Genomic DNA, 20,479 nt, shown 5'->3' with positions numbered 1-20,479 from the left:
AGTCTGTCAGCACGGCGTCATTGGCGAGCTTCCAGCCGCATGCCACGCGGCGTAAGCCATCTTTCCACGCCTTCAAAAAGCGCCTGCACGACCAGTGCCATGCACGCCGAGGGAATGGCGCCTTCCAGGATGAGCCCGATATTGTCCAGCCGTATACCAGTGACAATCGGTTGGCCGTAACCGCCGGCGCCAATCAGCGCACCCAGCGTCGCCGTACCGACGTTGATCACGGCCGCCGTTTTTACGCCCGCGAGAATCGAGCGCATCGCCATCGGCAACTCCACCCGGCGCAGCCGTACACCACGCGGCAGGCCCAGTGCGGCGGCCGATTCGCGCAGATCCGGCGCAATACCGGTGAGCCCGGCATACGTGTTGCGCACGATCGGCAACAGGCTGTAGAGGAACAGCGCGGCAATGGCCGGCCACGTGCCGATGCCGAAAAGTGGAATCATGAACACGAACATCGCCAGCGACGGAATGGTCTGCAGCACGCCACTGAGCGCCATCACAAGATGGCCCAGCCGCTTGCTGCGCGCTGCCAGCACACCCAGCGGAATGGCGAGCAGTACCGCCGCCGCCAGCGAGATCAGCACCAGGCGCAGATGCTCCAGGGTTCGTTGCAACAGGCGCGCCCACAACCCCGTACCATCGCGATCCGGCTGTACGCCAAGAAAATCCGCAGCGACTTCGACTTCCTTTTTCCCCTGCATCTTCACCAGCGCATTCATCTGGCGCATGGCATTCGCGTCGATACGGCCGGCGAGTTTATTCAATGCTTGGACGAACGCGGGCGAGCGCTGTTCAAGATCGAGTCGGTACAGATACACGGCCTGGTAATGCGGAAAATAATGGCGATCGTCGTCGAGCGTACGCAGGTGATAGTAGGGAATCTCCGCATCGGTGCTGTAGAGATCGGTCGCATCCACGGCGCCGCTGGCCAGTGCGCGATACGCCAGCGCATGATCCATGCCGCGCACGTTCGTCTGCGGCAACTGATAACGCTGGCGCAAGCCCGGCCATCCGTCGCTGCGCGCCATGAATTCGTTGGAGAAGGCGAGGTGCAAGTCCGGGTGGAGCGCGAGATCGGATAGCCGGCGAATGCCAAGCTGCGCGGCACGGTCCGCGCGCATGCCGATGGCATAGGTGTCGTCGAATCCCAGCGAATCGGTGATGCCGATGCCCAGCGGCTTGAGCGCCGCGCGCAGCGTTGGGATATCGGCGTCGGGCGCCACGTTTTTCAACAACTCATGCGTGAGGGTGCCGGTGTATTCGGGGTAAGCATCGATATCGCCGTGCTCAAGCGCACCCCACAGAATGGCCGTGCCGCCAAGCTCGCGCTGATGCACCACCTGCACGCCCGCTTCGCGCCCTGCCAGCCGCGCGATTTCACCCAGGATCACCGACTCGGTGAATTGTTTGGAACCGATGCGCACGGGCGTCGCACACGCCAGTGCCGGCATCAGCATCACCACGAGCATGATCCATGCGCGCTTCATGGTGAACCCCGGAGGGTGCGTTGCGCCTGCACGAAGCGTGTGACGAACGGATCGGCCGGACGCTGGCACAGGTCTTCCAGCCGGCCGTCCTGCACAACCTTGCCGTTGCGCATCAGCACCATGCGGTCCGCAAACCAGGCTGCCTCGGCAATATCGTGCGTCACGACGACGACGGTCTTGCCGAGCTGGTCGAAGATCGCTTTCAGCTCATCCTGCAATTCATGCCGGACGATGGGATCGAGCGCGCCCAGCGGTTCGTCCAGCAGCAAGGCGTCAGGGTTGAGCATCAGGCCACGCATCAATGCCACCCGCTGACGCTGTCCTCCCGATAATTCGACCGGATAGCGCTCCAGCACGCTCAGCGGAAGATGGGTAAGCGTTGCCAGTTCCTCGGCGCGCTGACGAATGCGGTCCTTGCTCCAGCCCAGGTGATGCGGCAGCAACGCCAGATTGCCCTGTGCGGTGAGATGCGGAAACAGGCCGCCCTCCTGGATCACATAACCCACCCGGCGACGCAAGGCGAGCACCTGTGCAGGCAAGAGCGTTTGGCCATCCACTCGGATCTCGCCCTGATCGGGCCATTCCAGCCCCAGCAGCACGCGCAGCAGGGTCGATTTACCGGAGCCGCTGCTGCCGATCAAGGCGGTGGTGCTGCCTACGGCAAAGCGAAGCGTGACGTCATCCAGCGCCGGAATGGCGCCATACCGTTTGTGTACGGCAGAAAGCTCGAACGCGTCGGGACAGGCGCTGTGGGCGATCGGCATTCGGGCACGGGGCTGCGAGAAAGGGTTGAATCTAACGCATGTGCGGTCGGCGTACCGCCCTCTTCATTGCGGAACGGTCGCCGGCCGAAAGAAAACAATGCGCATGAAAGGTGGATGTTGCATAGCAGCATGTATCCTTGCCGCATGTCCTCCCATGCCGCTCTCCTCCATTGCTGGCGCCGCCTGCGCGGTTCGGACCGCTTTGCCGAATGCCAGCGCGTGCTGCTTGCGTTGGCGGGCGTCATCGCCTATTGCCTGTGGTGCAACCATGCAGCGGCCATGATCCCGGCCATGCTGGGGGTGATCGCCTGCGCCCTGGCCGAGACCGAGGATCACTGGCGCAGCCGTCTGGGCACGCTGCTGATCACGCTGGCGTGCTTCGCGGGCGTCGCCCTGGCGGTGGAACGGCTGCTGCCGTATCCGTGGGTGTTTGCCCCGGCGCTCGCACTGATGACCTTCGCGCTGGTGATGCTCGGCTCGATCAGCGCGCGCTATGCGACGGTGGCTGGCGGAACGCTGATCCTGGCCGTCTATACGATGATCGGCACCGATCAGCCCGTTGCCCCGGCCGATCTCCTCATCGAACCGGCGCAAATGCTCGCCGGCGCGGCGTGGTACGGCGTGCTCTCGCTACTGTGGAGCGCGCTGTCGCCGCAGCTTGCCGTGCGTCATGCCTTGGCGCGCGTGTTCGATGCCTTGGGCGATTACCTGGAAACCAAGGCCGCGCTGTTCACGCCGGTGCATGGCATCGACCGCGACGCCCTGTCACTGACCCTGGCCATGCAGAACGAGCAAGTGGTGGAAGCGCTCAATGACACGCGCATCGTGCTGATCGACCGCATCGGTATGCGTCGCCCGCGCGGTGCAACCGCGTCGCGCCTGCAGCTCTATTTCAAGGCGCAGGACATCCACGAGCGCGTCAGCTCCTCGCACTTTCCCTACGCCGCGTTGGCCGAGGCGTTCTATCACAGCGACGTGCTGTTCCGCTGCGAGCACATCCTGCGCCTGGAGGCGCGCCAGTGCCGCCGGCAAGCCGAAGCGTTGCGTCTGCGCACCTTGCTCGCCGATACGGCCGAGATCCGTGCCGCGCAGACCGATCTGCGCCAGGCGATTCAGTCACTGCGCGTTGCGACGACGTCTCCATCCGGGCAACTGCTGCGTTCGCTGGACGCGTTGCTGCGCAATATCAGCGCGATCCAGGCCTTGCTGGAAAACGATCACGCGCCGATGGCGCTCGATGGTGACGACGTCGCCCTGCAGAATCCCGGCCCACAAACGCTGGGCGAAGCCTGGGAGCGCATCACCATCCAGCTTACGCCACGCTCCTCGCGCTTTCGCCACGCCGTACGCCTGGCACTGGCGCTGATGGTTGGCTACGGCGTGCTACGCATAGCGCATCCCAACCATGGCTACTGGATTTTGCTGACCACTTTGCTGGTGTGTCAGCCGAGCTATGGCGCCACGCTCACGCGCATGTTGCAGCGCGTGGCCGGCACGCTTATCGGCGTCGTCATCGGCTGGGCCAGTTTGCGCCTGCTGCCAGCCACCTCGTGGCAATTGCTGCTGATCGTGCTCACCGGCGTGCTGTTCTTTGCGGCGCGGCTGCGGCGTTACACCCTCGCCACAGTGTCCATCACCGTGTTTGTGGTCGCCTGCTTCAGCCAGGGCGGTAGCGGTTATGACGTGATGTGGCCACGTCTGCTCGATACTTTGATCGGCTCTGCCATCGCCGCACTGGCGATCTATCTGGTGCTGCCCGATTGGCAGGGTCGACAGCTCGACCATGTGCTGTCCAACACCCTGCGTAACGATGCACGTTACGTACAACAGGTGATCGCCCAGTACGTCCACGGCAAACGCGATGACCTGCCCTATCGCATCGCGCGGCGCGAAGCCCACAATGCCGATGCCTCATTGAGCGGCCTGCTCGCCAACATGCTGCGCGAACCGGGCCGACAGCGACGCGGCAACGAAGATCTGCTGCGCTTTCTCACCATCGCCCATACCATGCTGGGGCATATCTCCGCGCTGGGTGCGCACCGGCAGGTGATCGGCGACGCCCAGGCGCGCGACACGGTAACGCTCGCCGGCAATCTGGTCGTCACCAGGTTGGAGCAGTTGTCCGATGCCTTGCTGACCCGCCCGTTGGCGTCGTCGCTACCGGAAGCCGATACCGATCAAAGCCTGATGCCGCACGTGGACGGAGTGCTCGACGACACCGCCCGGCTGGTACTCGGGCAGCTTGCTTTGATTCTGGCGCAGCGGGACCGGTTGGCGAGCGTGGTGCGGGATATGCGCAGCGCATAGGAAGGCAGCGGGAAGCTCATTGGCTCATCGGGCCTACTCGGCGATCAAACAGCAAGCGCGATTCTTTTTTGCCACGGCGCCCAGGCCGATCGCTGGCGGCCTCGCATAGCCCTCGCTCAATGCGGCAGCTCTCGATAAAAATCGTCTTCTATCATGTGACGTTTTCCGACAGAGCCAACCATCTGGAGAGGGAAGACCAACAGCGCCCAAGCCACCAGACAGCCCCAGAACCACACCTCAGATGCGCCCGTCACTTTTTGCAAAAACACAAATAACGCAAAGCAGCAGGTTATGCTTATGGTTGTCGATACCATGAACGGATGGGCGTCGCTCTGCTCGACGCCAGGAATCGACTCTAACTTCGCGCCGACCAGATTCAGCATGACCTCCTTATCACGCGGTGAAGCAATCAGTTGCACCCCTTGTCCGTGTTTCACCATTTGCGCGGCGAGTGCCTGAAGCAGCAGCCGGTTCACGGGTCCGGGCTCACCGATCGCGTGATCAATAGCGTGCACGGCAAGATCGAGTCCTGCGTCTCTGACGGCGGCGACCGTCGCATGACGGTCCTGTGGCGGCAAAGCACTCAGCCATACATGCCGAATGCGTGCGCGAGGTACCTGCTCTGCTGCCAACAGTATTTCCAAAGCGTCCTGCACGGCATCGGATGCCATCGAAATGGGGCGAAACAGGCGAGCCTGAGGTTTCAATTTTCCCCGCGAACGTTCGATCACGCTGGGCCAGGTCAGCAGCATCGCCACCGCGAGCTCGGAATACGCCTGCGCTTGCCCGTCCTGATGTAACTGGCACGCCAGCATCAATCGAAAATCGGATTTCCAGCCCGGATCAAACCAGTGCTGGACTGTCGCCTGTTCGGCGTCCAGCGGAATTTGTTCCATGCGCATGGCGTCAGGCAAATTCAGCTTTCGCCACACCGCTCGAAGCTCGGCAAGGTCTTGTGCATCGGACGATTGCAGTACCACCTCGAAGGTATGCGACCGTGCAAGGTGCGTAATATGGCTCGTCAGCGGGGTGATCAACTGCTCGATGATCTGCCCGGTGCGCGAGACACCTACCGCGCCATCCGCCGTCGGCAACGGCAACGGCAACGGCATGATCTTGGCTGAATTCAAACCCGTCGATTCGCGGTACGGCAAGGAAAGGGTGGGCTGATATGTAGTGCGGCTCGATCACGAAGCGATAGATGTATTCGTCCTTGGTACGCTTGATACGGTCGAAAGCCGTAACACAGCCGGCGAAGTGCCGCGTCGCACCCTCGACGGACACGATGCGAAATGTCGCGTCCTTGCCGACGATGTCACCACGCGTGAGTTCATCTGGATGGGGGAGAAGCACCGTGATCTGGTAGGAATCGCCGAGCTGCTCGTGCGCTTGGAAGGAGCGCACCGACAACGGCACGGGATGGGCAAAACCGCGCAACTCTACGAAGTAATGCTGATGGAGCAGACACGGCGCAGTGGTCGCGCAGTCGGTCGGATCGGACATGTGTGTTCCCTGCGTGATGACTGGCCGACGCACAGGCGGCCGGCGCAAGGTACAAAACTAGATGTTGTAAAAGGTCAGCTGGAAGCCGACGAAGCCAGGCATGACGCGTAGGGCTAAAGCGCGATAAGACGCGGGGCAATTGGAGCGTGTCGCTTTTTTTTGCCGCTGCGCTGGAGTCGTTCGCCCCCTGCTTTGCCATCCTCGCCGAGCCGGGCGACGGTATCCAGGTACCCAAAGATGACAGCCCCGGATCCCGCTCGGACGACGAGCTGGGGATCAATTCAAAGCACCCCGAGGCAGAAAACATCCCTTTACATGCACAAACCTGCAAAAGGGCGACCCTTCACCCTAACCTGACGAAACGCTAATAGATGTATCCCCCAACCCAGGGGATAGTTACACTTACATCCGTACTCACAACTCCGAGGCGCCTGGCCTGCGGTTCCCGAAAAGGAATACGGCGTGGCGTCCGTGGTCCGAAGGATCACCAGGGTGATGGCGGAAACGCCTTCGCCTCCCGGTTTGGAAAGGAGCAAAAAACCATGTCCCCGCTGGCGGATCGCTACGGCCGTCGGTTTCCGTATTTGCGGTTGTCGATCATTCCCGCATGCAACTTCCGTTGCACATACTGCCTGCCGCACGGCTATCACGCCGATGCGAACGCTGCGGCGCCGCTTTCGCTCGATGAAATCACGCGGCTGTTGCGCGGCTTTACGGAGCTGGGCATGCATAAGCTGCGCATCACCGGGGGCGAGCCGAGTGTACGCCGGGATCTGACGGACATCCTGCGCACCGCCGCCGCGGTGCCGGGCGTAACCAAGCTTGCGATGACCACCAATGGCACCCTGCTCAGCCGTCACCTGCACGAATGGATGGACGCCGGGCTCAACGCCATCAACGTGAGCGTGGACACTCTCGATCGCGCATGCTTCGCGCACATCACCGGCCATGACCGGCTGGACGACATCCTGCACGGCGTGAACATGGCACTGGATGCCGGCCTGGCATCGGTAAAGCTCAACGCTGTGCTGCTGCGCGACGTCAACGACAAGGAACTGCCGTCGTGGCTGGATTACCTGCGTGATAAGCGTGTCGGCGTGCGCTTTATCGAGCTGATGCAAACCGGCGACAACGTAGCGTTCTTTCGCGACCATCACGTGCGCGCCGAGGTGCTGGAAGAGCAACTGCTCACGCGCGGCTGGCAACTGTTGCCGCGCGCCGCCGATGCTGGCCCCGCGCGCGAATACCGCCATCCCGATTACGCCGGGCGCATCGGCATCATTGCACCTTATTCCAAGGATTTCTGCGCAGGCTGCAATCGTCTTCGCGTTACCGCAACGGGCGATCTTCGTTTGTGCCTGTTCGGTGAATTCGGCATCCCTCTGCGCCCGTTACTGCAATCCGACGATCAGCGCGACGACCTGGTACGCGCGATCGGCGGCCAGATCGGCCGCAAGGAACAGGGGCATTTTCTGCACGAAGGTCGCACCGGCATCACTCCCCATCTTGCATCCACCGGAGGCTGACTCATGCAGGAGCGCGAGGACAGCGCCCATTTCCACATGGCGGACGTGCGCCATAAACGCATTACCGCGCGCCGCGCCGTCGCAGTGGGTGAATTGAACGCGGGCGCCATGGCGTTCGCGCAAATCGTCGAACGCCGCTTACCCAAGGGCGATGCACTGGTCATGGCGGAAATCGCTGGGCTGCAAGGCGCCAAGAACGCTTCGCAACTGATGCCGCTGTGTCACCCGCTGCCCCTGGAATACATCCATGTGCGCTGCGAACCGGTGGGCGAGCGCCACGCCATTCGCGTCTACTGCGAAGTAGCCACCTTCGCGCGCACCGGCGTGGAGATGGAAGCACTCGCCGGCGCAAGCGCGGCCTTGCTCACGCTTTACGATCTGACCAAGCCGGTTGAGCCCGCGCTTTCCATTGGCGGTGTGCGGCTATTGTTCAAGGAAGGTGGAAAAAAAGGCCTGTGGCTGCACCCGGACGGTATGAGCGAGGCCGAGCGCGCGCATTACAAGCCGCGCGAGTTGCCACGCTTGGACGCCGTCAGCGCCGCGGTCATCACACTCAGCGATCGAGCCAAGCGTGGTGATTACAACGATGCGTCCGGTCCCCTCTTGGTTGAGCGCTTGCGTGCACTCGGTGCGCACATCCACGATGTCGAGCTGCTCGCGGACGAACCCCAAGAGCTCGCTACCCGTTTGCGCCAACTGGCAGGCGGCGGTACACAACTGATTCTCTGCACGGGTGGAACCGGCCTTGGCCCCCGCGATCAAACACCCGAAGCGCTCGCCATGGTTGCGGATCGACATATCGATGGCATCAGCGAACTCTTCCGCAGCGAAAGCAGCCAGCACACCGCCATGGCATGGCTGAGCCGCGCGAGCGCGGTGCTGGTCGGCAGCACACTGGTGATCGCGCTGCCCGGAAGCGCCAAGGCGGTCGCGCAAGGCATGGATATTCTCGCCCCCGTTCTGGCGCACGCCTTGAGCATGGCGAAGGGCGGAGGGCACGCATGAGTGACGAAGCGCTCGCCTATGACACCGCGTTGCGCATCGTGCTCGATGCAAGCGGCCTGCTTCGTGCTGAAAACTGTGTGGTCACCGCCTGCCTTGGCCGTATCCTCGCCACGCCGGTGATCAGCACCGTCGCGCTGCCTCCCTTCGACAATTCAGCCATGGATGGTTTCGCTTTGCGTGGCGATTCGATCGTTGCCGCCGGCAGCGAACTATCGATCGAAGGCCAACAAGCGGCGGGCGACGGTATGGCGCACGCTGGCGGCGGAGCGTGGGAAATCATGACCGGCGCGCGCATGCCGGAGGGGTTGGACCGCGTCGTGCCGGTCGAACAAACAAAGCGGTTGACCGCTACACGCGTACGCGTGCTCGCCGACGTGACGCCAGGACAAAACGTGCGCAGGGCCGGCTCAGATGTAACCGTTGGCGAGCATGTGCTTGCGGCAGGAACCGTCCTGCAGCCGCAACACGTCATGCTGCTTGCCGCGCTTGGCATAGCGCAGGTATCGGTCATCGAACGCCCGCGCGTGGCCGTCATCTGTACGGGACGCGAACTTGTCGATGATCCATCGCGAGCGCTGGCGCCCGGACACATCCGCAACTCCAATGGCCCTTTCCTCGCCGCCCGCTTACCTTTGGCAGGCGCCAAGGTCGTGCACGCAGAAACCGTGGGTGATGATGCGGATGCATTCGAATCGGCTTTGCGTCGCGCGCTGGATGCAGGCGCGAAAGTCATCATGACCAGCGGCGCTGTTTCCATGGGTCGCTACGATTTCGTACCCCAGGCGCTGCAACGCTTCCATGCGCAAACGCTGTTCCACAAAGTGGCGATACGCCCGGGAAAACCGCTGCTGTTCGCGCGATTGCCGGACGACGTGCTGCTGTTCGGCTTGCCCGGAAATCCCATCGCCGTGGCGGTAGGCCTGCGCTTCTTCGTGGAACCGGCATTGCGCGTGATGTTTGGTTTGAAGCAGGAAACGCCATGCCGCCTGCCGCTCAGCAAGCCTTACGCAAAAAAAACACGCCTGCGTTTTCATCTCAAAAGCCGTCTGCACGTCGACACACATGGCCAGCTCGCCGTGCAGGTGCTGGAGGGACAGGAGTCTTACCGCATTCGGCCCTTGGCCGACGCCAACGCATGGGCCATCGTACCCGCCGATGTCGAGGCTTTGCCCGCAGGAGCGCTGGTCGATGTCTACAGTCTCGGTCACCTGGAAGGTGCGTTGCCCTGCGGAGGTGCCCCATGAAAGTTCGCATCACCCTGTTCGGTGCGCTGCGCGATGCGGACACCCGCGGCTTCATCGAGCTGGAGGCGCCGGATGCATGCACCATCGGCACGCTACGCGATCTGCTGCGCGACCACCTGCGCGAGAACGCGCCGCATATCAGCGTCAACCTCGTGCAGCGTTGCGCCTTCGCCAGCGACGATGAAATTCTTCACAACCATCGCACTCTGCCAGAGAGCGGCCAGCTTGCGATCCTGCCGCCGGTGAGTGGAGGCTGACGGTGTCAGACATCTATACCGCCGTGGTCGATATGAGTACCACATCGCCCGATTCGGCTACGCCGCTGGATCCCGCCGCTGCACTGGCCTTCGTTTCCGACCCGCGCTTTGGCGGCATCGACATGTTCGTCGGCAAGGTGCGCGAGCACAATCTCGGTCGCCTCGTCACCGGCATCAGCTACGACCTGTTCGAACCGCTGGCCTTGCGCACGTTCCAGGCGATCGGCGAGCGCGCCCGCAGCCAGATCGGTGGTCCGATGAAGCTTTACATCGCGCACGCCAAGGGTGATCTGCGCATTGGCGATGTCGCGGTCATCGTCGCCGCCGGGACACCCCATCGCGACGAAGCCTTTCGCGCCTGCCGCTTTGCCATCGAAGCGGTGAAGCATGAAGCACCGATCTGGAAACAGGAGCATTACATCGACGGCGACAGCGCATGGAGCGAGGGCTGCTCCCTGTGTGAAGAACCTCGCGACGCCGAGGGCACGGTCGCCAAGCATGAAAACGCGGAAGGACACAGCCACACCCATGGCCACTAAGCCCCTACCCTGCATCGGCGTGGTGCTGGCGGGCGGCCTTTCCTCACGCATGGGGCGCGACAAGGCGTTGCTGCCATGGCAGGGGCGTCCGCTCATCGAACATCAGATCGCCACGCTCAATGCAACCGGCGTGCGTGAGGTGAAGGTAAGTGGATATCGACCTGATTATCTTGGCGTCAGCGATGCAGCACCGTCCCTGGGCCCTGTCGGTGGCCTCGCCAGCATTGCGGCGATGTGCGAAGACGCCCAATTGCTGATCGTTCCCGTTGATATGCCGCGCTTGCAGCCCGCATTGCTGCAGCGGCTGCGTGATAGCGAACCGGATGCAGGCAGCGTGCGCTTTGCCGGCCATATGCTGCCGATGCGCTTGCGCCTGGATACCCCATGTCGCGCCGCACTCAACGCCGCGCTGTCCGAAAGCGACAAGCGTGCGCGCTCCGTACGCGTCTTGCAGGAACGCGTCGGCGTACGCGAAATCTCCCTCAGCGCGGAAGACGAAACACAACTCATCGACTGCAACACCGAAGAAAGCTGGCGGGAGGCGACGGCATGAGAGTGCAATTGGAAGGCCAAAGCTTGCGCTTGCGCATCGACGAGGCAGAGCTGGAAAGCCTGCTGGCAGGCCATCCGATAGAAAATCGCACTGTATGGCCGGATGGCCGCACCGAAATACAGCAGATTGATCTCACCGCGCGCATCGGCTGGTTACGCAAGGGCGATGTGTGGCATGTCCGTCTACCAGAACCGGAGGTGCGCGCACTGGCGGCCCGCCTTCCTTCGCGCGAAGGTTTGCAGTTCTCCCTTGCCACGCCCGATGGTGGAACCCTGCAGGTTCTGTTTGATGTCGATGTCCGCGACAGCACACGCAAGCGTTTGCATAAACCCTCGAAAGGAGACGCGTGATGAAAGCGCTGTTCGGTTTGCTTTTGAGCTTTGTAGCCTCCGTGTCCATCGCACAAACCTCACCTGTCCTGCGTATTGCCTACGCAGGTTCCATGGGTGTCGTCATGGACAACGCAGCCGGCCCCGCCTTCGCCAAAGCGCATCACGCGACGTATCAAGGCATCGGCCAAGGATCCTACGCGTTGGCGCATCTTTTGGCCGCACATCAATTGCAGGCCGATGTATTCATCGCGATCACGCCTGGTCCGATGCAAGTGCTCAAGCAGGCGGGATTGGTAAGCAGCGCCGTGCCGGTCGCCAGCACGCAGATGGTTGTCATCTATAGCCCGCACAGCCGCTTCGCCGCCGATTTTTCTGCCGCATCGCGTGGCCAGAAAAACTGGTACGACGTACTCGGTCAACCGGGTCTGCGATTGGGCCGCACCGATCCTGCCGTCGATCCGCAAGGCGCGAACGTATTGCTCGCGCTGCAACTGGCGGCCGATTACTACCATCAGCCTGATTTGCTGAAGAAAGTGGCCGGATCGCTGCAGAATCCGGCGCAGATATTTACGGAACCATCGTTGATGTCGCGGCTCGAAGCCGGGCAGATCGATGCGACCATCGGTTATCTCAGCGCTGCGCAATCGCATCACCTTCCTACCGTTGCGTTGCCCGATGAGGTCAATCTCGCCAATCCCGGCATGCAAAAGCCCTGGTACGACCGTGCTGCGATCACGTTGAGCAACGGCAAGACCTTGCACGTGCAGCCCTTGGTGTTTTACGCCGGTGTGCTCGCCAATGGGCAGCAGCCAGCGCTAGCGCGTGACTTCGTTGCCTTTTTGCAGAGTGCAGAGGGACAAGCGTTATTCCGCGAGCACGGATACAGTGCGCCGCGCGGAAATAACCTGTGACGTCACCTTCACAGCACTCTGCTCCCTCCCCTGCTTGCAGGGGAAGGTTGGGGCGGGATGAGCTCTCGCCTCAAACTTCTTCGCAAACACGCCTCCCTTTCCAACCTCTCCCTGCACGCAGGGGGAGGCGCAAATCCAGACACGCATGAAGGCCAACGCACAACCATCAGCCTTACTGCCAGCCTTGATCAGCGTGGTGACATTGCTTCTCCTCGTCGCCCCGTTCATCGGCCTCCTGTTCGCCACCTCATGGCGCGGTTTCGCTTTTGCCGATGGTGACGGCAGCGCCATCGCCGTATCGCTCTGCTACAGCCTGCTCGCACTGCTCCTGATCATCGCCCTCGGCACGCCCCTGGCCTGGTGGCTCGCGCGCCATCGCGTGCGTGGAGGTTGGCTGATCGATGCGTTGCTGTTGCTTGCGCTGCTCACGCCACCGCTGGCCTTGGGCTTGCTGCTGGCCTCCGTCTATGGCCCTTATGCCCCCGCCGGCAATCTGCTGGAACGCGCGGGGCTGGTGCTTACCAATTCCGGTCCGGCATTCGTGATGGCGCAGTTCTACAGCGCCCTGCCCTATTACGTGATCGCCGCGCGCGCGGCGTTTGAAGGTGTGCCGCGCGAACTCGAACAGATCGCCCTTACGCTGGGCCATTCGCCGTGGCGCAGTTTCATGCACGTCAGTCTTCCATTGGCGCGCCTTGGCCTGGCCGCGGCCGTCGCATTGGCCTGGGTGCGCGCGCTGGGCGAGTTCGGCGCCGTGCTGATCGTGGCGTATTACCCGCAGGGCATACCAGTGAAGCTGTGGGTGAACCTGCAGAACACCGGCCTGAGCGCTGTGTATCCATTGCTGTGGATCTTCTTCCTGGTTGCCATGCCGCTGCCGCTGGTACTCGGCTTGGCGGCGCGTCGCCGGCGCCTGATCTGATGCGCATCGATTACCGTATCGATCATCCCATCGCCTTGCACGCCGCCTTCGATGTCGAAGGCTTCACCGTGCTGCTTGGTGCGAGCGGGGAAGGCAAGTCGCTGTTGCTGCGTGCGATTGCGGGCCTCACTCCCGCACGGGGCGAGCCGTTCGGTGGCATGGCCGCACAGCATCGTGCGGTGGGTTATCTGCCACAAGGCTATGCGCTGTTTCCGCACCTCAATGCCTGGCAGAACGTGGCATTCGCGTTGCACGGAGCACAGCGGCGTGCGCAAGCCATGCAATTGCTCGAACGCGTACACATGGCGGAATCCGCCGAGCGTTATCCGTCCGCCTTGTCCGGTGGGCAGCAGCAGCGTGTTGCCCTCGCGCGTGCGCTGGCCCGTCGACCTCAATTGCTATTGCTGGACGAGCCCACCTCGGCGCTCGATCCGGTGACGCGCGAGGACGTGATCGCCGAACTGATCGGCGAAGTGCACGAATTTGGCATTCCTGCCCTGGCGGTAAGCCATGATCCGCATGTGGCCGCGGTTGCCGATCGACTGGTGTTGATGCACCGGCGAGGCATCATCCAGATCGGCTCGCCCAGCGAGGTCTACGCAAATCCTATAAACGGCGCGGCGGCGCGATTGCTAGGCCATCGCAATGTGCATCGCGGATATATCGATGGATCGCGGCAGTTGCTATGGCAGGGACGCGCCATCGTGCTTCCTGTTGCTGAGGGCAGTGTCGATAAGGATGTGGATTGGACCATCGACCCGGAAGCCATACGCCTTGTGGATACGCATGAGACGCTGCCAAACGTGATCCAGGCATCCGTCGAAGTGCGGCATGTAATCGGGCGCACCACGCAACTGGGGCTGCGCTGCGGACAGGAACGCCTGTGGGTATCCGTGCCCCGTGACAGGCCGATTCCGGAGTCGGTTGCTGTGCATTTGCCTGCCGAAGCGATCCGATGGTGGGTGCGGGAAGCGTAGATCGATCAGGTGTCTGTTGCGAAAAACAGCAGGATGTCAGGCGCGCAGCTTGCTATCCAACTCCGCCAGCTTCTCGACCCCCTGCCTGGCAAGCGGTTCCAGCCCCGCACCCCCTGCGGACAGGTGGGCCACGATCTGCTTGCGCATCCCTGGCTCCCAGTACCGCTTCAAATGGTTGGCGACACCCTCCACGCCCGCGGCCGTATCCGGCTCGGAGGCGAAATACCGGCTGATGTCATTGGCCATGGCGACGAGGCGTTCGATGTTCATGGGTGCGATCCTGCGCTGTGCAGCAATCGCTGCGGATGAGTGTAAACAACAAAACTGCCTGGACGCGCGAAACCCACCAGCGTCATGCCGGTGCTCTCGGCCAGATGAATCGCCAGCGCCGTCGGTGCGGAAATCGCGGCCATCAGCGCGATACCGACACTGGCCGCCTTGGTCACCATTTCGTAACTGGCACGGCTGGTGACAAGCAAAAAACCCTGCTCGGTATTGATACGCGCCTTGACCAGTGCACCAATGAGCTTGTCGAGCGCGTTGTGACGCCCGACATCCTCGCGCACCAGCATGATGCTGCCTTCAGCATCGACCCAAGCCGCGGCGTGGACTGACCCGGTAGCGCTGTTGACCGGCTGCTTCGCTCGCAGTGCTTCAAGGGAACGCTCCAGCGCGGCAGCTTCAATGCAAAGCCCCTTGCCCACTGGATCGGGATGACGCACAGCATCCTCCAGCATGCGCGCGCCGCACAGGCCGCAACCGCTACGCCCCGGCAACAATCGTTCGCCGCTGCTACCCGCGCGTTGCTCGACGACATTGGATGCGACATGCATCGCAACCTCGATACCCTCCAGGCGCGGGCGCACCTCGATGGAATGCAATGCTTCAGGCCCCGCGACCAGGCCTTCGCTCAATGAAAAACCCAGCGCGAAATCTTCCAGATCCAGCGGCGTCACCATCATCACGGCAAAGGAGACATCGTTGTAGACCATGGCCACTGGCACTTCTTCGGTAATGGCATCGCTCACCACTTCGTGTTCACCGTGCCGATAACGGTCCACGCGACGAATCGCGTAGCCGTTACCCGCAGGCGCGCGGTCAGGAGGTTTCTGCTGCATCCAACAAAGCCTGCTGATGATTGGAGAACACCTGATGGCGTTTTTGCCATTCCGACGGCTGCGAGACGCGCGTCACCTGCACCGCGGTCACTTTGTACTCTGGGCAATTCGTAGCCCAATCCGAATTTTCGGTCGTGATGACATTGGCGCCGGAGCCTGGGAAATGGAAGGTGGTGTACACCACTCCTGGCTGCATGCGCTCGGAAATCCGCGCACGCAACACCGTTTCACCAGCGCGACTTTCCACCCCGACCCAGTCTTCATCGCGGATGCCCCGCTCTTCAGCGTCATGCGGATGGATTTCCAGCCGGTCCTCGTCGTGCCACATCACGTTGGCGGTCCGACGGGTTTGTGCGCCAACGTTGTACTGACTGAGGATACGACCGGTGGTGAGGATCAATGGATGCTTGGCATTGACCTTTTCCGACGTCGGCACGTATTCGGTAAGCATGAAGCGGCCTTTACCGCGCACGAACTCACCGACATGCATCACGGGCGTGCCCAGCGGATGATCGTCGTTGCACGGCCATTGAATCGAACCGAGCTGATCGATTTTCTCGAAACTCACCGCATGGAACGTCGGCGTGAGACGGGCGATTTCATCCATGATCTGGGAGGGATGCGTGTAGCGCATGGGATAACCCATCGCGTTGGACAGTAGCTGTGTCACTTCCCAATCCGCATAGCCGTTCTTGGGTTCCATCACCTTGCGCACGCGTGAAACGCGGCGCTCGGCATTGATGAAGGTGCCGTCCTTTTCGAGGAACGACGAACCCGGCAGAAATACATGTGCGAATTTCGCGGTTTCGTTAAGAAACAAGTCCTGCACCACGATGCATTCCATCGCCTGCAAAGCTGCCGTCACATGCTGGGTGTTGGGATCGGATTGGGCGATGTCCTCGCCTTCGATATACAGCCCCTTGAAGCTGCCGTCGATGGCCGCTTCGAACATATTGGGGATGCGCAACCCCGGCTCGTCATACAAGGGCACGCCCCACGCCGCTTCGAATGACGCGCGCACAGACGCATCGCCAACATGGCGGTAACCGGTGAACTCATGCGGGAACGATCCCATGTCGCACGAGCCTTGTACGTTGTTCTGCCCGCGCAGCGGATTCACCCCCACGCCTTCGCGGCCGATGTTGCCGGTGGCCATGGCAAGGTTGGCAATGCCCATCACGGCGGTGGAACCTTGCGCATGCTCGGTGACGCCAAGGCCGTAGTAGATCGCAGCATTACCACCGGTGGCATACAGCCGCGCAGCAGCGCGTATCAGCGCAGCGGGCACGCCGATTTCGGCTTCCATCGCCTCCGGGCTGTGCATGTCCTGCGCCACGAACGTGCGCCATTTTTCGAACGCGTCATGCTCGCAGCGTTCTGCGACGAACGCTTCGTCGACCAAACCTTCAGTAACGATCACATAAGCCAGCGCATTGAGTATCGCGACATTGGTGCCGGGCTTGAGCTTGAGGTGATAGTCCGCCTCGATGTGCGGCGTGCGTACCAGATCGATGCTGCGCGGATCGATCACGATCAGCTTTGCACCCGCGCGCAGGCGCTGCTTCATCTTCGAGCCGAATACCGGATGCGCATCGGTGGGATTGGCGCCCATCACCATGACCACATCGGTGGACTCGATGGAATCGAAATCCTGCGTGCCTGCCGATTCTCCCAGCGTCGATTTCAGCCCATAGCCAGTGGGTGAATGGCAGACGCGCGCGCAGGTGTCGACGTTGTTGTTGCCGAAGCCCGCACGTACCAGCTTTTGCACCAGATAGGTTTCTTCATTGGTGCAACGCGATGAAGTGATACCGCCAACGGAGAATTTGCCGTACGTTGCCTGCAGTCGCTTGAACTCGCTGGCGACATGGGCGATGGCCTCATCCCAGCTCACGATGCGCCAGGGGTCGGAGATTTTCTGGCGGACCATCGGTGTGAGAATGCGATCGGGATGACTGACATAGCCGATCGCGAAACGTCCTTTCACGCATGAGTGGCCGTGATTGGCATGACCATCCTTGTTGGGCACCATGCGCACGATTTCGTCGCCTTTCATTTCCGCGCGGAAGCTGCAACCCACGCCGCAATACGCGCAGGTGGTGACCACACTGTGCTCGGCCTGACCACGATCGATCAGCGATTTTTCCGACAGCGTGGCGGTGGGGCACGCCTGCACGCAGGCGCCGCAGGAAACGCATTCGGAATCGAGGAAGCGATCGTTCTGGCTGGGCGACACTTTCGATTCGAAGCCACGTCCCTGGATGGTCAGCGCGAATGTACCCTGCACTTCATCGCATGCACGCACGCAGCGCGAACAGACAATACACTTGGACGGATCGAAACTGAAATACGGATTGGATTCATCCTTGGGGGCAAAATGCGGATTGGCATCCCCATGGTTCGTTTTGGCAAAAACGTGATTCGCCCCGTCGTAGCCATAACGCACTTCGCGCAGACCCACCACGCCGGCCATGTCCTGCAACTCGCAGTGGCCATTGGCCGGACAGGTGAGGCAATCGAGCGGATGATCGGAGATGTACAGCTCCATCACGCCGCGGCGAATATCGGCAAGTTTGGGCGTTTGCGTGCTTACCTGCATGCCTTCGGCCACGGGCGTGGTGCATGAGGCCGGATAGCCTTTACGGCCTTCGATCTCCACCAGGCACAAGCGGCAGGAGCCAAATGCCTCCAGCATGTCGGTGGCACACAGCTTGGGAATGTTGATGCCGGCCTGCGCGGCGGCGCGCATCACGGACGTGCCTTCCGGCACGCTGATGCTGTAGCCGTCGATGTGAAGCGTGACCTGCCTGTCCGATTTGACGGCGGGTGTACCGCGGTCGATTTCGACAATGGACAGCATGATGGACTACCTCCTCAAACTCTTGCCACAAGCAGTGCCGCCTCCATTGCCGTCATTCCCGTTTTCGCGGGAATGGTGGCAATGTGGCGTGATGCGTTTTTCATGAATCAATCTGCTGCTTCCGTTCTTCAAAATCCTCATGAAAATGATCCAGCACACTCAACACCGGAAACGGCGCCATACCACCCAGCGCACACAGCGAGCCGGCCACCATGGTCTGGCATAAATCACGCAGCAGCACTTCGTTACGCTCACGCTCGGCGATATCGCCGGCCATGATGCGATCGATCACTTCCACACCGCGCATGGAGCCGATGCGACACGGCGTGCATTTGCCGCAGGATTCGATCGCACAGAATTCCATCGCAAAGCGCGCTTGCGCGGCCATGTCGACCGTATCGTCGAACACCACGACACCGCCATGCCCCACCATGCCACCGATGGCCGCGAAGGCTTCGTAATCGATGGGCGTGTCCAGTTGCGATACCGGAATGTAGGCACCCAGCGGGCCACCCACTTGCACCGCGCGCACAGGCCGCCCGCTTGCCGTGCCACCGCCGTAATCTTCGATCAATTCACGCAGCGTGAGCCCGAACGCACGTTCCACCAGCCCTGCCCGCTTCACGTTGCCGGCAAGCTGCAACGGCAGCGTGCCGCGCGAACGGCCCATGCCGTAATCGCGATAGAAGGCTGCGCCACGCTCAAGGATGATCGGCACCGTCGCCAGCGTAATCACGTTATTGATCACGGTGGGCTTGCCGAACAAACCCTGGATGGCCGGCAGCGGCGGTTTGAAGCGGACCTGGCCGCGCTTGCCTTCCAGGCTTTCCAGCAGCGAGGTTTCCTCGCCGCAGATGTAGGCGCCGGCGGCCATGCGCAGTTGCAGATGAAAGGCTTTGCCGCTCCCGCAGATATCCTCGCCGAGATAACCGCGCGCCTCGGCGGCGGCGATGGCGGCTTCCAGCGCACGCTGCGCATGTGGGTATTCGATGCGCAGATAAATGTAGCCGCGCGTCGCACCCACGGCGAGGCCTGCGATGGTCATGCCCTCGATCAGCACGAAGGGATCGCCTTCCATGATCATGCGATCGGAAAACGTGCCGGAATCGCCCTCATCCGCATTGCAGACGATGTATTTCTGGTCGGCGTTGACGTCCAGGCAGGTTTTCCATTTGATGCCAGCGGGAAATGCCGCGCCGCCACGGCCACGCAGGCCCGAATCCGTCACCGTTTGCACGATTGCGGCCGGTTCCATGGCCAATGCCGCAGCGAGGCCACGATAACCGTCTTGCGAGAGGTAATCGTCCACGCTACGCGGATCGACGATGCCCACGCGCGCGAACGTGAGTCGCTGCTGGCTTTTCAGCCAGGGGATGTCTTGCGTAGGTCCCAGCGCCAGGACGTCTTCACCGCCGTGCAAAAAGTCGGCATCGAACAGGCCCATGACATCGGCGGGCTGCACCGGCCCATACGCCACGCGTCCCTTGGCCGTTTCCACTTCCACCATCGGCTCCAGCCAATACAGGCCGCGCGAACCGTTGCGCACGATGCGCACATCCAGCTCGCGACATGCCGCTTCCGCTTCAATGCAGGTGGCGATCTGGTCTGCGCCCAACGATACGGCGCTGGCGTCACGCGGTACATAGACGGTGATGCTCATGTCGCCTCCGACTGCAACCATGCATCGAAGCTTTCCGGCGTAACGCGACCTTTCAATTCGTCATCGACCATCAGCGCGGGCGAGCATGCGCAGTTGCCCAGGCAGTACACCGGCTCCAGTGTCCACGCACCGTCTGCGGTGGTTTCGTGAAAATCGACGCCCAAGCGCGCTTTTACGTGCTGTTCGAGCTTTACCGCACCCATCGCCTGGCAGGATTCGGCGCGGCACAGATAGATGACGCGCCGGCCGGCCGGACGCGTGCGGAAGAAGTGATAGAACGTCAGCACACCATGCACGTCGGCGCGGGAGAGATTCATCTCCCGCGCAATCAGCGGTATGGCCTCCTCCGGCACATGGCCCAAGGAAGCTTGGATAGCGTGCAGCACCGGAAGCAGCGCGCCGGGCTGATCCTTCAGCCGTTCGGTGACCTCGCGTACGGCGTTGCCAATCGTCTCATCGATCGGCGGCAGCGGTGCGACGCTTTTGGCGGGTTTCATCGTGGCAG

General features: G+C 61.9%; 19 protein-coding genes, 1 pseudogene and 1 riboswitch. Of the genes and pseudogenes, 11 read left to right on the top strand and 9 right to left on the bottom strand.

Annotated features, from left to right (window positions below):
* Window positions 1-17: 17 nt before the first annotated feature.
* Both DWU98_RS12535 and DWU98_RS12530 read right to left on the bottom strand, forming a co-directional pair.
* Window positions 18-1,496 (bottom strand): ABC transporter permease/substrate-binding protein, encoded by a 1,479-nt coding sequence (locus tag DWU98_RS12535; protein ID WP_115495912.1) that lies wholly within the window; start codon window positions 1,494-1,496, stop codon window positions 18-20.
* A complete protein-coding gene (locus DWU98_RS12530) occupies window positions 1,493-2,260 on the bottom strand; it encodes an ATP-binding cassette domain-containing protein (protein WP_115495911.1) in 768 nt (255 codons plus the stop codon). Before DWU98_RS12530 ends, DWU98_RS12535 begins: the two co-directional genes overlap by 4 nt.
* A gap of 144 nt (window positions 2,261-2,404) precedes the next feature.
* On the opposite strand from DWU98_RS12530, the gene yccS reads away from it, so the two are divergent.
* Window positions 2,405-4,567, top strand: coding sequence for a YccS family putative transporter (gene yccS / locus DWU98_RS12525; protein WP_115496038.1), 2,163 nt, complete (start codon window positions 2,405-2,407; stop codon window positions 4,565-4,567).
* Between the two features lie 116 nt (window positions 4,568-4,683).
* Here the strand turns inward: yccS and DWU98_RS12520 are convergent, their stop codons facing one another.
* Window positions 4,684-5,697, bottom strand: a complete 1,014-nt coding sequence (locus tag DWU98_RS12520; protein ID WP_230474827.1) for a hypothetical protein — start codon at window positions 5,695-5,697, stop codon at window positions 4,684-4,686.
* Window positions 5,698-5,803: 106 nt separating this feature from the next.
* Window positions 5,804-6,070, bottom strand: a pseudogene (locus tag DWU98_RS22560) (hypothetical protein); the annotation flags it as partial.
* Window positions 6,071-6,478: 408 nt separating this feature from the next.
* A riboswitch (molybdenum cofactor riboswitch) is annotated at window positions 6,479-6,617 on the top strand.
* On the opposite strand from DWU98_RS22560, the gene moaA reads away from it, so the two are divergent.
* The 10 genes from moaA (at window position 6,613) to DWU98_RS12465 (ending at window position 14,336) form a co-directional block, all read left to right on the top strand.
* Entirely contained in the window at window positions 6,613-7,596 is a 984-nt protein-coding gene (gene moaA, locus DWU98_RS12510; protein WP_115495908.1) for a GTP 3',8-cyclase MoaA, read from the top strand. It overlaps the preceding riboswitch by 5 nt.
* Window positions 7,597-7,599: 3 nt before the next feature.
* Window positions 7,600-8,601, top strand: coding sequence for a bifunctional molybdenum cofactor biosynthesis protein MoaC/MoaB (gene moaCB / locus DWU98_RS12505; RefSeq protein ID WP_115495907.1), 1,002 nt, complete (start codon window positions 7,600-7,602; stop codon window positions 8,599-8,601).
* Window positions 8,598-9,845, top strand: a complete 1,248-nt coding sequence (locus tag DWU98_RS12500) for a molybdopterin molybdotransferase MoeA (RefSeq protein ID WP_115495906.1) — start codon at window positions 8,598-8,600, stop codon at window positions 9,843-9,845. Before moaCB ends, DWU98_RS12500 begins: the two co-directional genes overlap by 4 nt.
* Complete coding sequence (locus DWU98_RS12495) at window positions 9,842-10,102, top strand: MoaD/ThiS family protein (protein ID WP_158545044.1); 261 nt, start codon at window positions 9,842-9,844, stop codon at window positions 10,100-10,102. The genes DWU98_RS12500 and DWU98_RS12495 overlap by 4 nt, the downstream gene beginning before the upstream one ends.
* 32 nt (window positions 10,103-10,134) lie before the next feature.
* Complete coding sequence (locus tag DWU98_RS12490) at window positions 10,135-10,641, top strand: molybdenum cofactor biosynthesis protein MoaE (RefSeq protein WP_115496037.1); 507 nt, start codon at window positions 10,135-10,137, stop codon at window positions 10,639-10,641.
* Complete coding sequence (gene mobA / locus DWU98_RS12485) at window positions 10,631-11,194, top strand: molybdenum cofactor guanylyltransferase (protein ID WP_115495904.1); 564 nt, start codon at window positions 10,631-10,633, stop codon at window positions 11,192-11,194. Before DWU98_RS12490 ends, mobA begins: the two co-directional genes overlap by 11 nt.
* Complete coding sequence (locus DWU98_RS12480) at window positions 11,191-11,544, top strand: hypothetical protein (protein WP_115495903.1); 354 nt, start codon at window positions 11,191-11,193, stop codon at window positions 11,542-11,544. The genes mobA and DWU98_RS12480 overlap by 4 nt, the downstream gene beginning before the upstream one ends.
* Window positions 11,544-12,437 (top strand): extracellular solute-binding protein, encoded by an 894-nt coding sequence (locus DWU98_RS12475; RefSeq protein ID WP_115495902.1) that lies wholly within the window; start codon window positions 11,544-11,546, stop codon window positions 12,435-12,437. The genes DWU98_RS12480 and DWU98_RS12475 overlap by 1 nt, the downstream gene beginning before the upstream one ends.
* A 145-nt stretch (window positions 12,438-12,582) precedes the next feature.
* Window positions 12,583-13,359 carry an ABC transporter permease subunit gene (locus DWU98_RS12470; protein WP_115495901.1) on the top strand — a complete coding sequence of 259 codons (777 nt, stop codon included), beginning with the start codon at window positions 12,583-12,585 and terminating at the stop codon, window positions 13,357-13,359.
* Window positions 13,359-14,336, top strand: a complete 978-nt coding sequence (locus DWU98_RS12465; protein ID WP_115495900.1) for an ABC transporter ATP-binding protein — start codon at window positions 13,359-13,361, stop codon at window positions 14,334-14,336. Before DWU98_RS12470 ends, DWU98_RS12465 begins: the two co-directional genes overlap by 1 nt.
* A gap of 36 nt (window positions 14,337-14,372) precedes the next feature.
* Here the strand turns inward: DWU98_RS12465 and DWU98_RS12460 are convergent, their stop codons facing one another.
* The 5 genes from DWU98_RS12460 to DWU98_RS12440 all read right to left on the bottom strand — a co-directional run bounded on the left by DWU98_RS12460 (window position 14,373) and on the right by DWU98_RS12440 (window position 20,471).
* Window positions 14,373-14,606 (bottom strand): formate dehydrogenase subunit delta, encoded by a 234-nt coding sequence (locus DWU98_RS12460; protein ID WP_115495899.1) that lies wholly within the window; start codon window positions 14,604-14,606, stop codon window positions 14,373-14,375.
* Window positions 14,603-15,454 (bottom strand): formate dehydrogenase accessory sulfurtransferase FdhD, encoded by an 852-nt coding sequence (gene fdhD, locus DWU98_RS12455; RefSeq protein ID WP_115495898.1) that lies wholly within the window; start codon window positions 15,452-15,454, stop codon window positions 14,603-14,605. The genes DWU98_RS12460 and fdhD overlap by 4 nt, the downstream gene beginning before the upstream one ends.
* Window positions 15,435-18,314 carry a formate dehydrogenase subunit alpha gene (gene fdhF / locus DWU98_RS12450; RefSeq protein WP_115495897.1) on the bottom strand — a complete coding sequence of 960 codons (2,880 nt, stop codon included), beginning with the start codon at window positions 18,312-18,314 and terminating at the stop codon, window positions 15,435-15,437. Before fdhF ends, fdhD begins: the two co-directional genes overlap by 20 nt.
* 100 nt (window positions 18,315-18,414) lie before the next feature.
* The gene (locus DWU98_RS12445) at window positions 18,415-19,974 is read right to left on the bottom strand and encodes a formate dehydrogenase beta subunit (RefSeq protein ID WP_115495896.1); all 1,560 of its coding nucleotides are present in this window, start codon (window positions 19,972-19,974) and stop codon (window positions 18,415-18,417) included.
* The gene (locus tag DWU98_RS12440) at window positions 19,971-20,471 is read right to left on the bottom strand and encodes a formate dehydrogenase subunit gamma (protein WP_115495895.1); all 501 of its coding nucleotides are present in this window, start codon (window positions 20,469-20,471) and stop codon (window positions 19,971-19,973) included. Before DWU98_RS12440 ends, DWU98_RS12445 begins: the two co-directional genes overlap by 4 nt.
* Window positions 20,472-20,479 lie beyond the last annotated feature (8 nt).

Source organism: Dyella monticola (assembly GCF_003363155.1).
In the GTDB taxonomy this organism is placed as follows: domain Bacteria; phylum Pseudomonadota; class Gammaproteobacteria; order Xanthomonadales; family Rhodanobacteraceae; genus Dyella_B; species Dyella_B monticola.
Note: the sequence above shows the minus strand (reverse complement) of the source record. Positions and strands in the feature narration are given on the sequence as shown.

What these genes read in the sequence shown, in the direction of transcription:
- DWU98_RS12495 (WP_158545044.1), top strand. Translation starts at nt 9,842, where the DNA reads ATGAAAGTTCGCATCACCCTGTTCGGTGCGCTGCGCGATGCGGACACC.
- DWU98_RS12445 (WP_115495896.1), bottom strand. Translation starts at nt 19,974, where the DNA reads ATGAGCATCACCGTCTATGTACCGCGTGACGCCAGCGCCGTATCGTTG.
- DWU98_RS12475 (WP_115495902.1), top strand. Translation starts at nt 11,544, where the DNA reads ATGAAAGCGCTGTTCGGTTTGCTTTTGAGCTTTGTAGCCTCCGTGTCC.
- moaCB (WP_115495907.1), top strand. Translation starts at nt 7,600, where the DNA reads ATGCAGGAGCGCGAGGACAGCGCCCATTTCCACATGGCGGACGTGCGC.
- DWU98_RS12440 (WP_115495895.1), bottom strand. Translation starts at nt 20,471, where the DNA reads ATGAAACCCGCCAAAAGCGTCGCACCGCTGCCGCCGATCGATGAGACG.
- fdhF (WP_115495897.1), bottom strand. Translation starts at nt 18,314, where the DNA reads ATGCTGTCCATTGTCGAAATCGACCGCGGTACACCCGCCGTCAAATCG.
- DWU98_RS12490 (WP_115496037.1), top strand. Translation starts at nt 10,135, where the DNA reads ATGAGTACCACATCGCCCGATTCGGCTACGCCGCTGGATCCCGCCGCT.
- yccS (WP_115496038.1), top strand. Translation starts at nt 2,405, where the DNA reads ATGTCCTCCCATGCCGCTCTCCTCCATTGCTGGCGCCGCCTGCGCGGT.
- DWU98_RS12530 (WP_115495911.1), bottom strand. Translation starts at nt 2,260, where the DNA reads ATGCCGATCGCCCACAGCGCCTGTCCCGACGCGTTCGAGCTTTCTGCC.
- moaA (WP_115495908.1), top strand. Translation starts at nt 6,613, where the DNA reads ATGTCCCCGCTGGCGGATCGCTACGGCCGTCGGTTTCCGTATTTGCGG.
- DWU98_RS12460 (WP_115495899.1), bottom strand. Translation starts at nt 14,606, where the DNA reads ATGAACATCGAACGCCTCGTCGCCATGGCCAATGACATCAGCCGGTAT.
- DWU98_RS12535 (WP_115495912.1), bottom strand. Translation starts at nt 1,496, where the DNA reads ATGAAGCGCGCATGGATCATGCTCGTGGTGATGCTGATGCCGGCACTG.
- mobA (WP_115495904.1), top strand. Translation starts at nt 10,631, where the DNA reads ATGGCCACTAAGCCCCTACCCTGCATCGGCGTGGTGCTGGCGGGCGGC.
- DWU98_RS12500 (WP_115495906.1), top strand. Translation starts at nt 8,598, where the DNA reads ATGAGTGACGAAGCGCTCGCCTATGACACCGCGTTGCGCATCGTGCTC.
- DWU98_RS12480 (WP_115495903.1), top strand. Translation starts at nt 11,191, where the DNA reads ATGAGAGTGCAATTGGAAGGCCAAAGCTTGCGCTTGCGCATCGACGAG.
- DWU98_RS12470 (WP_115495901.1), top strand. Translation starts at nt 12,583, where the DNA reads ATGAAGGCCAACGCACAACCATCAGCCTTACTGCCAGCCTTGATCAGC.
- DWU98_RS12465 (WP_115495900.1), top strand. Translation starts at nt 13,359, where the DNA reads ATGCGCATCGATTACCGTATCGATCATCCCATCGCCTTGCACGCCGCC.
- fdhD (WP_115495898.1), bottom strand. Translation starts at nt 15,454, where the DNA reads ATGCAGCAGAAACCTCCTGACCGCGCGCCTGCGGGTAACGGCTACGCG.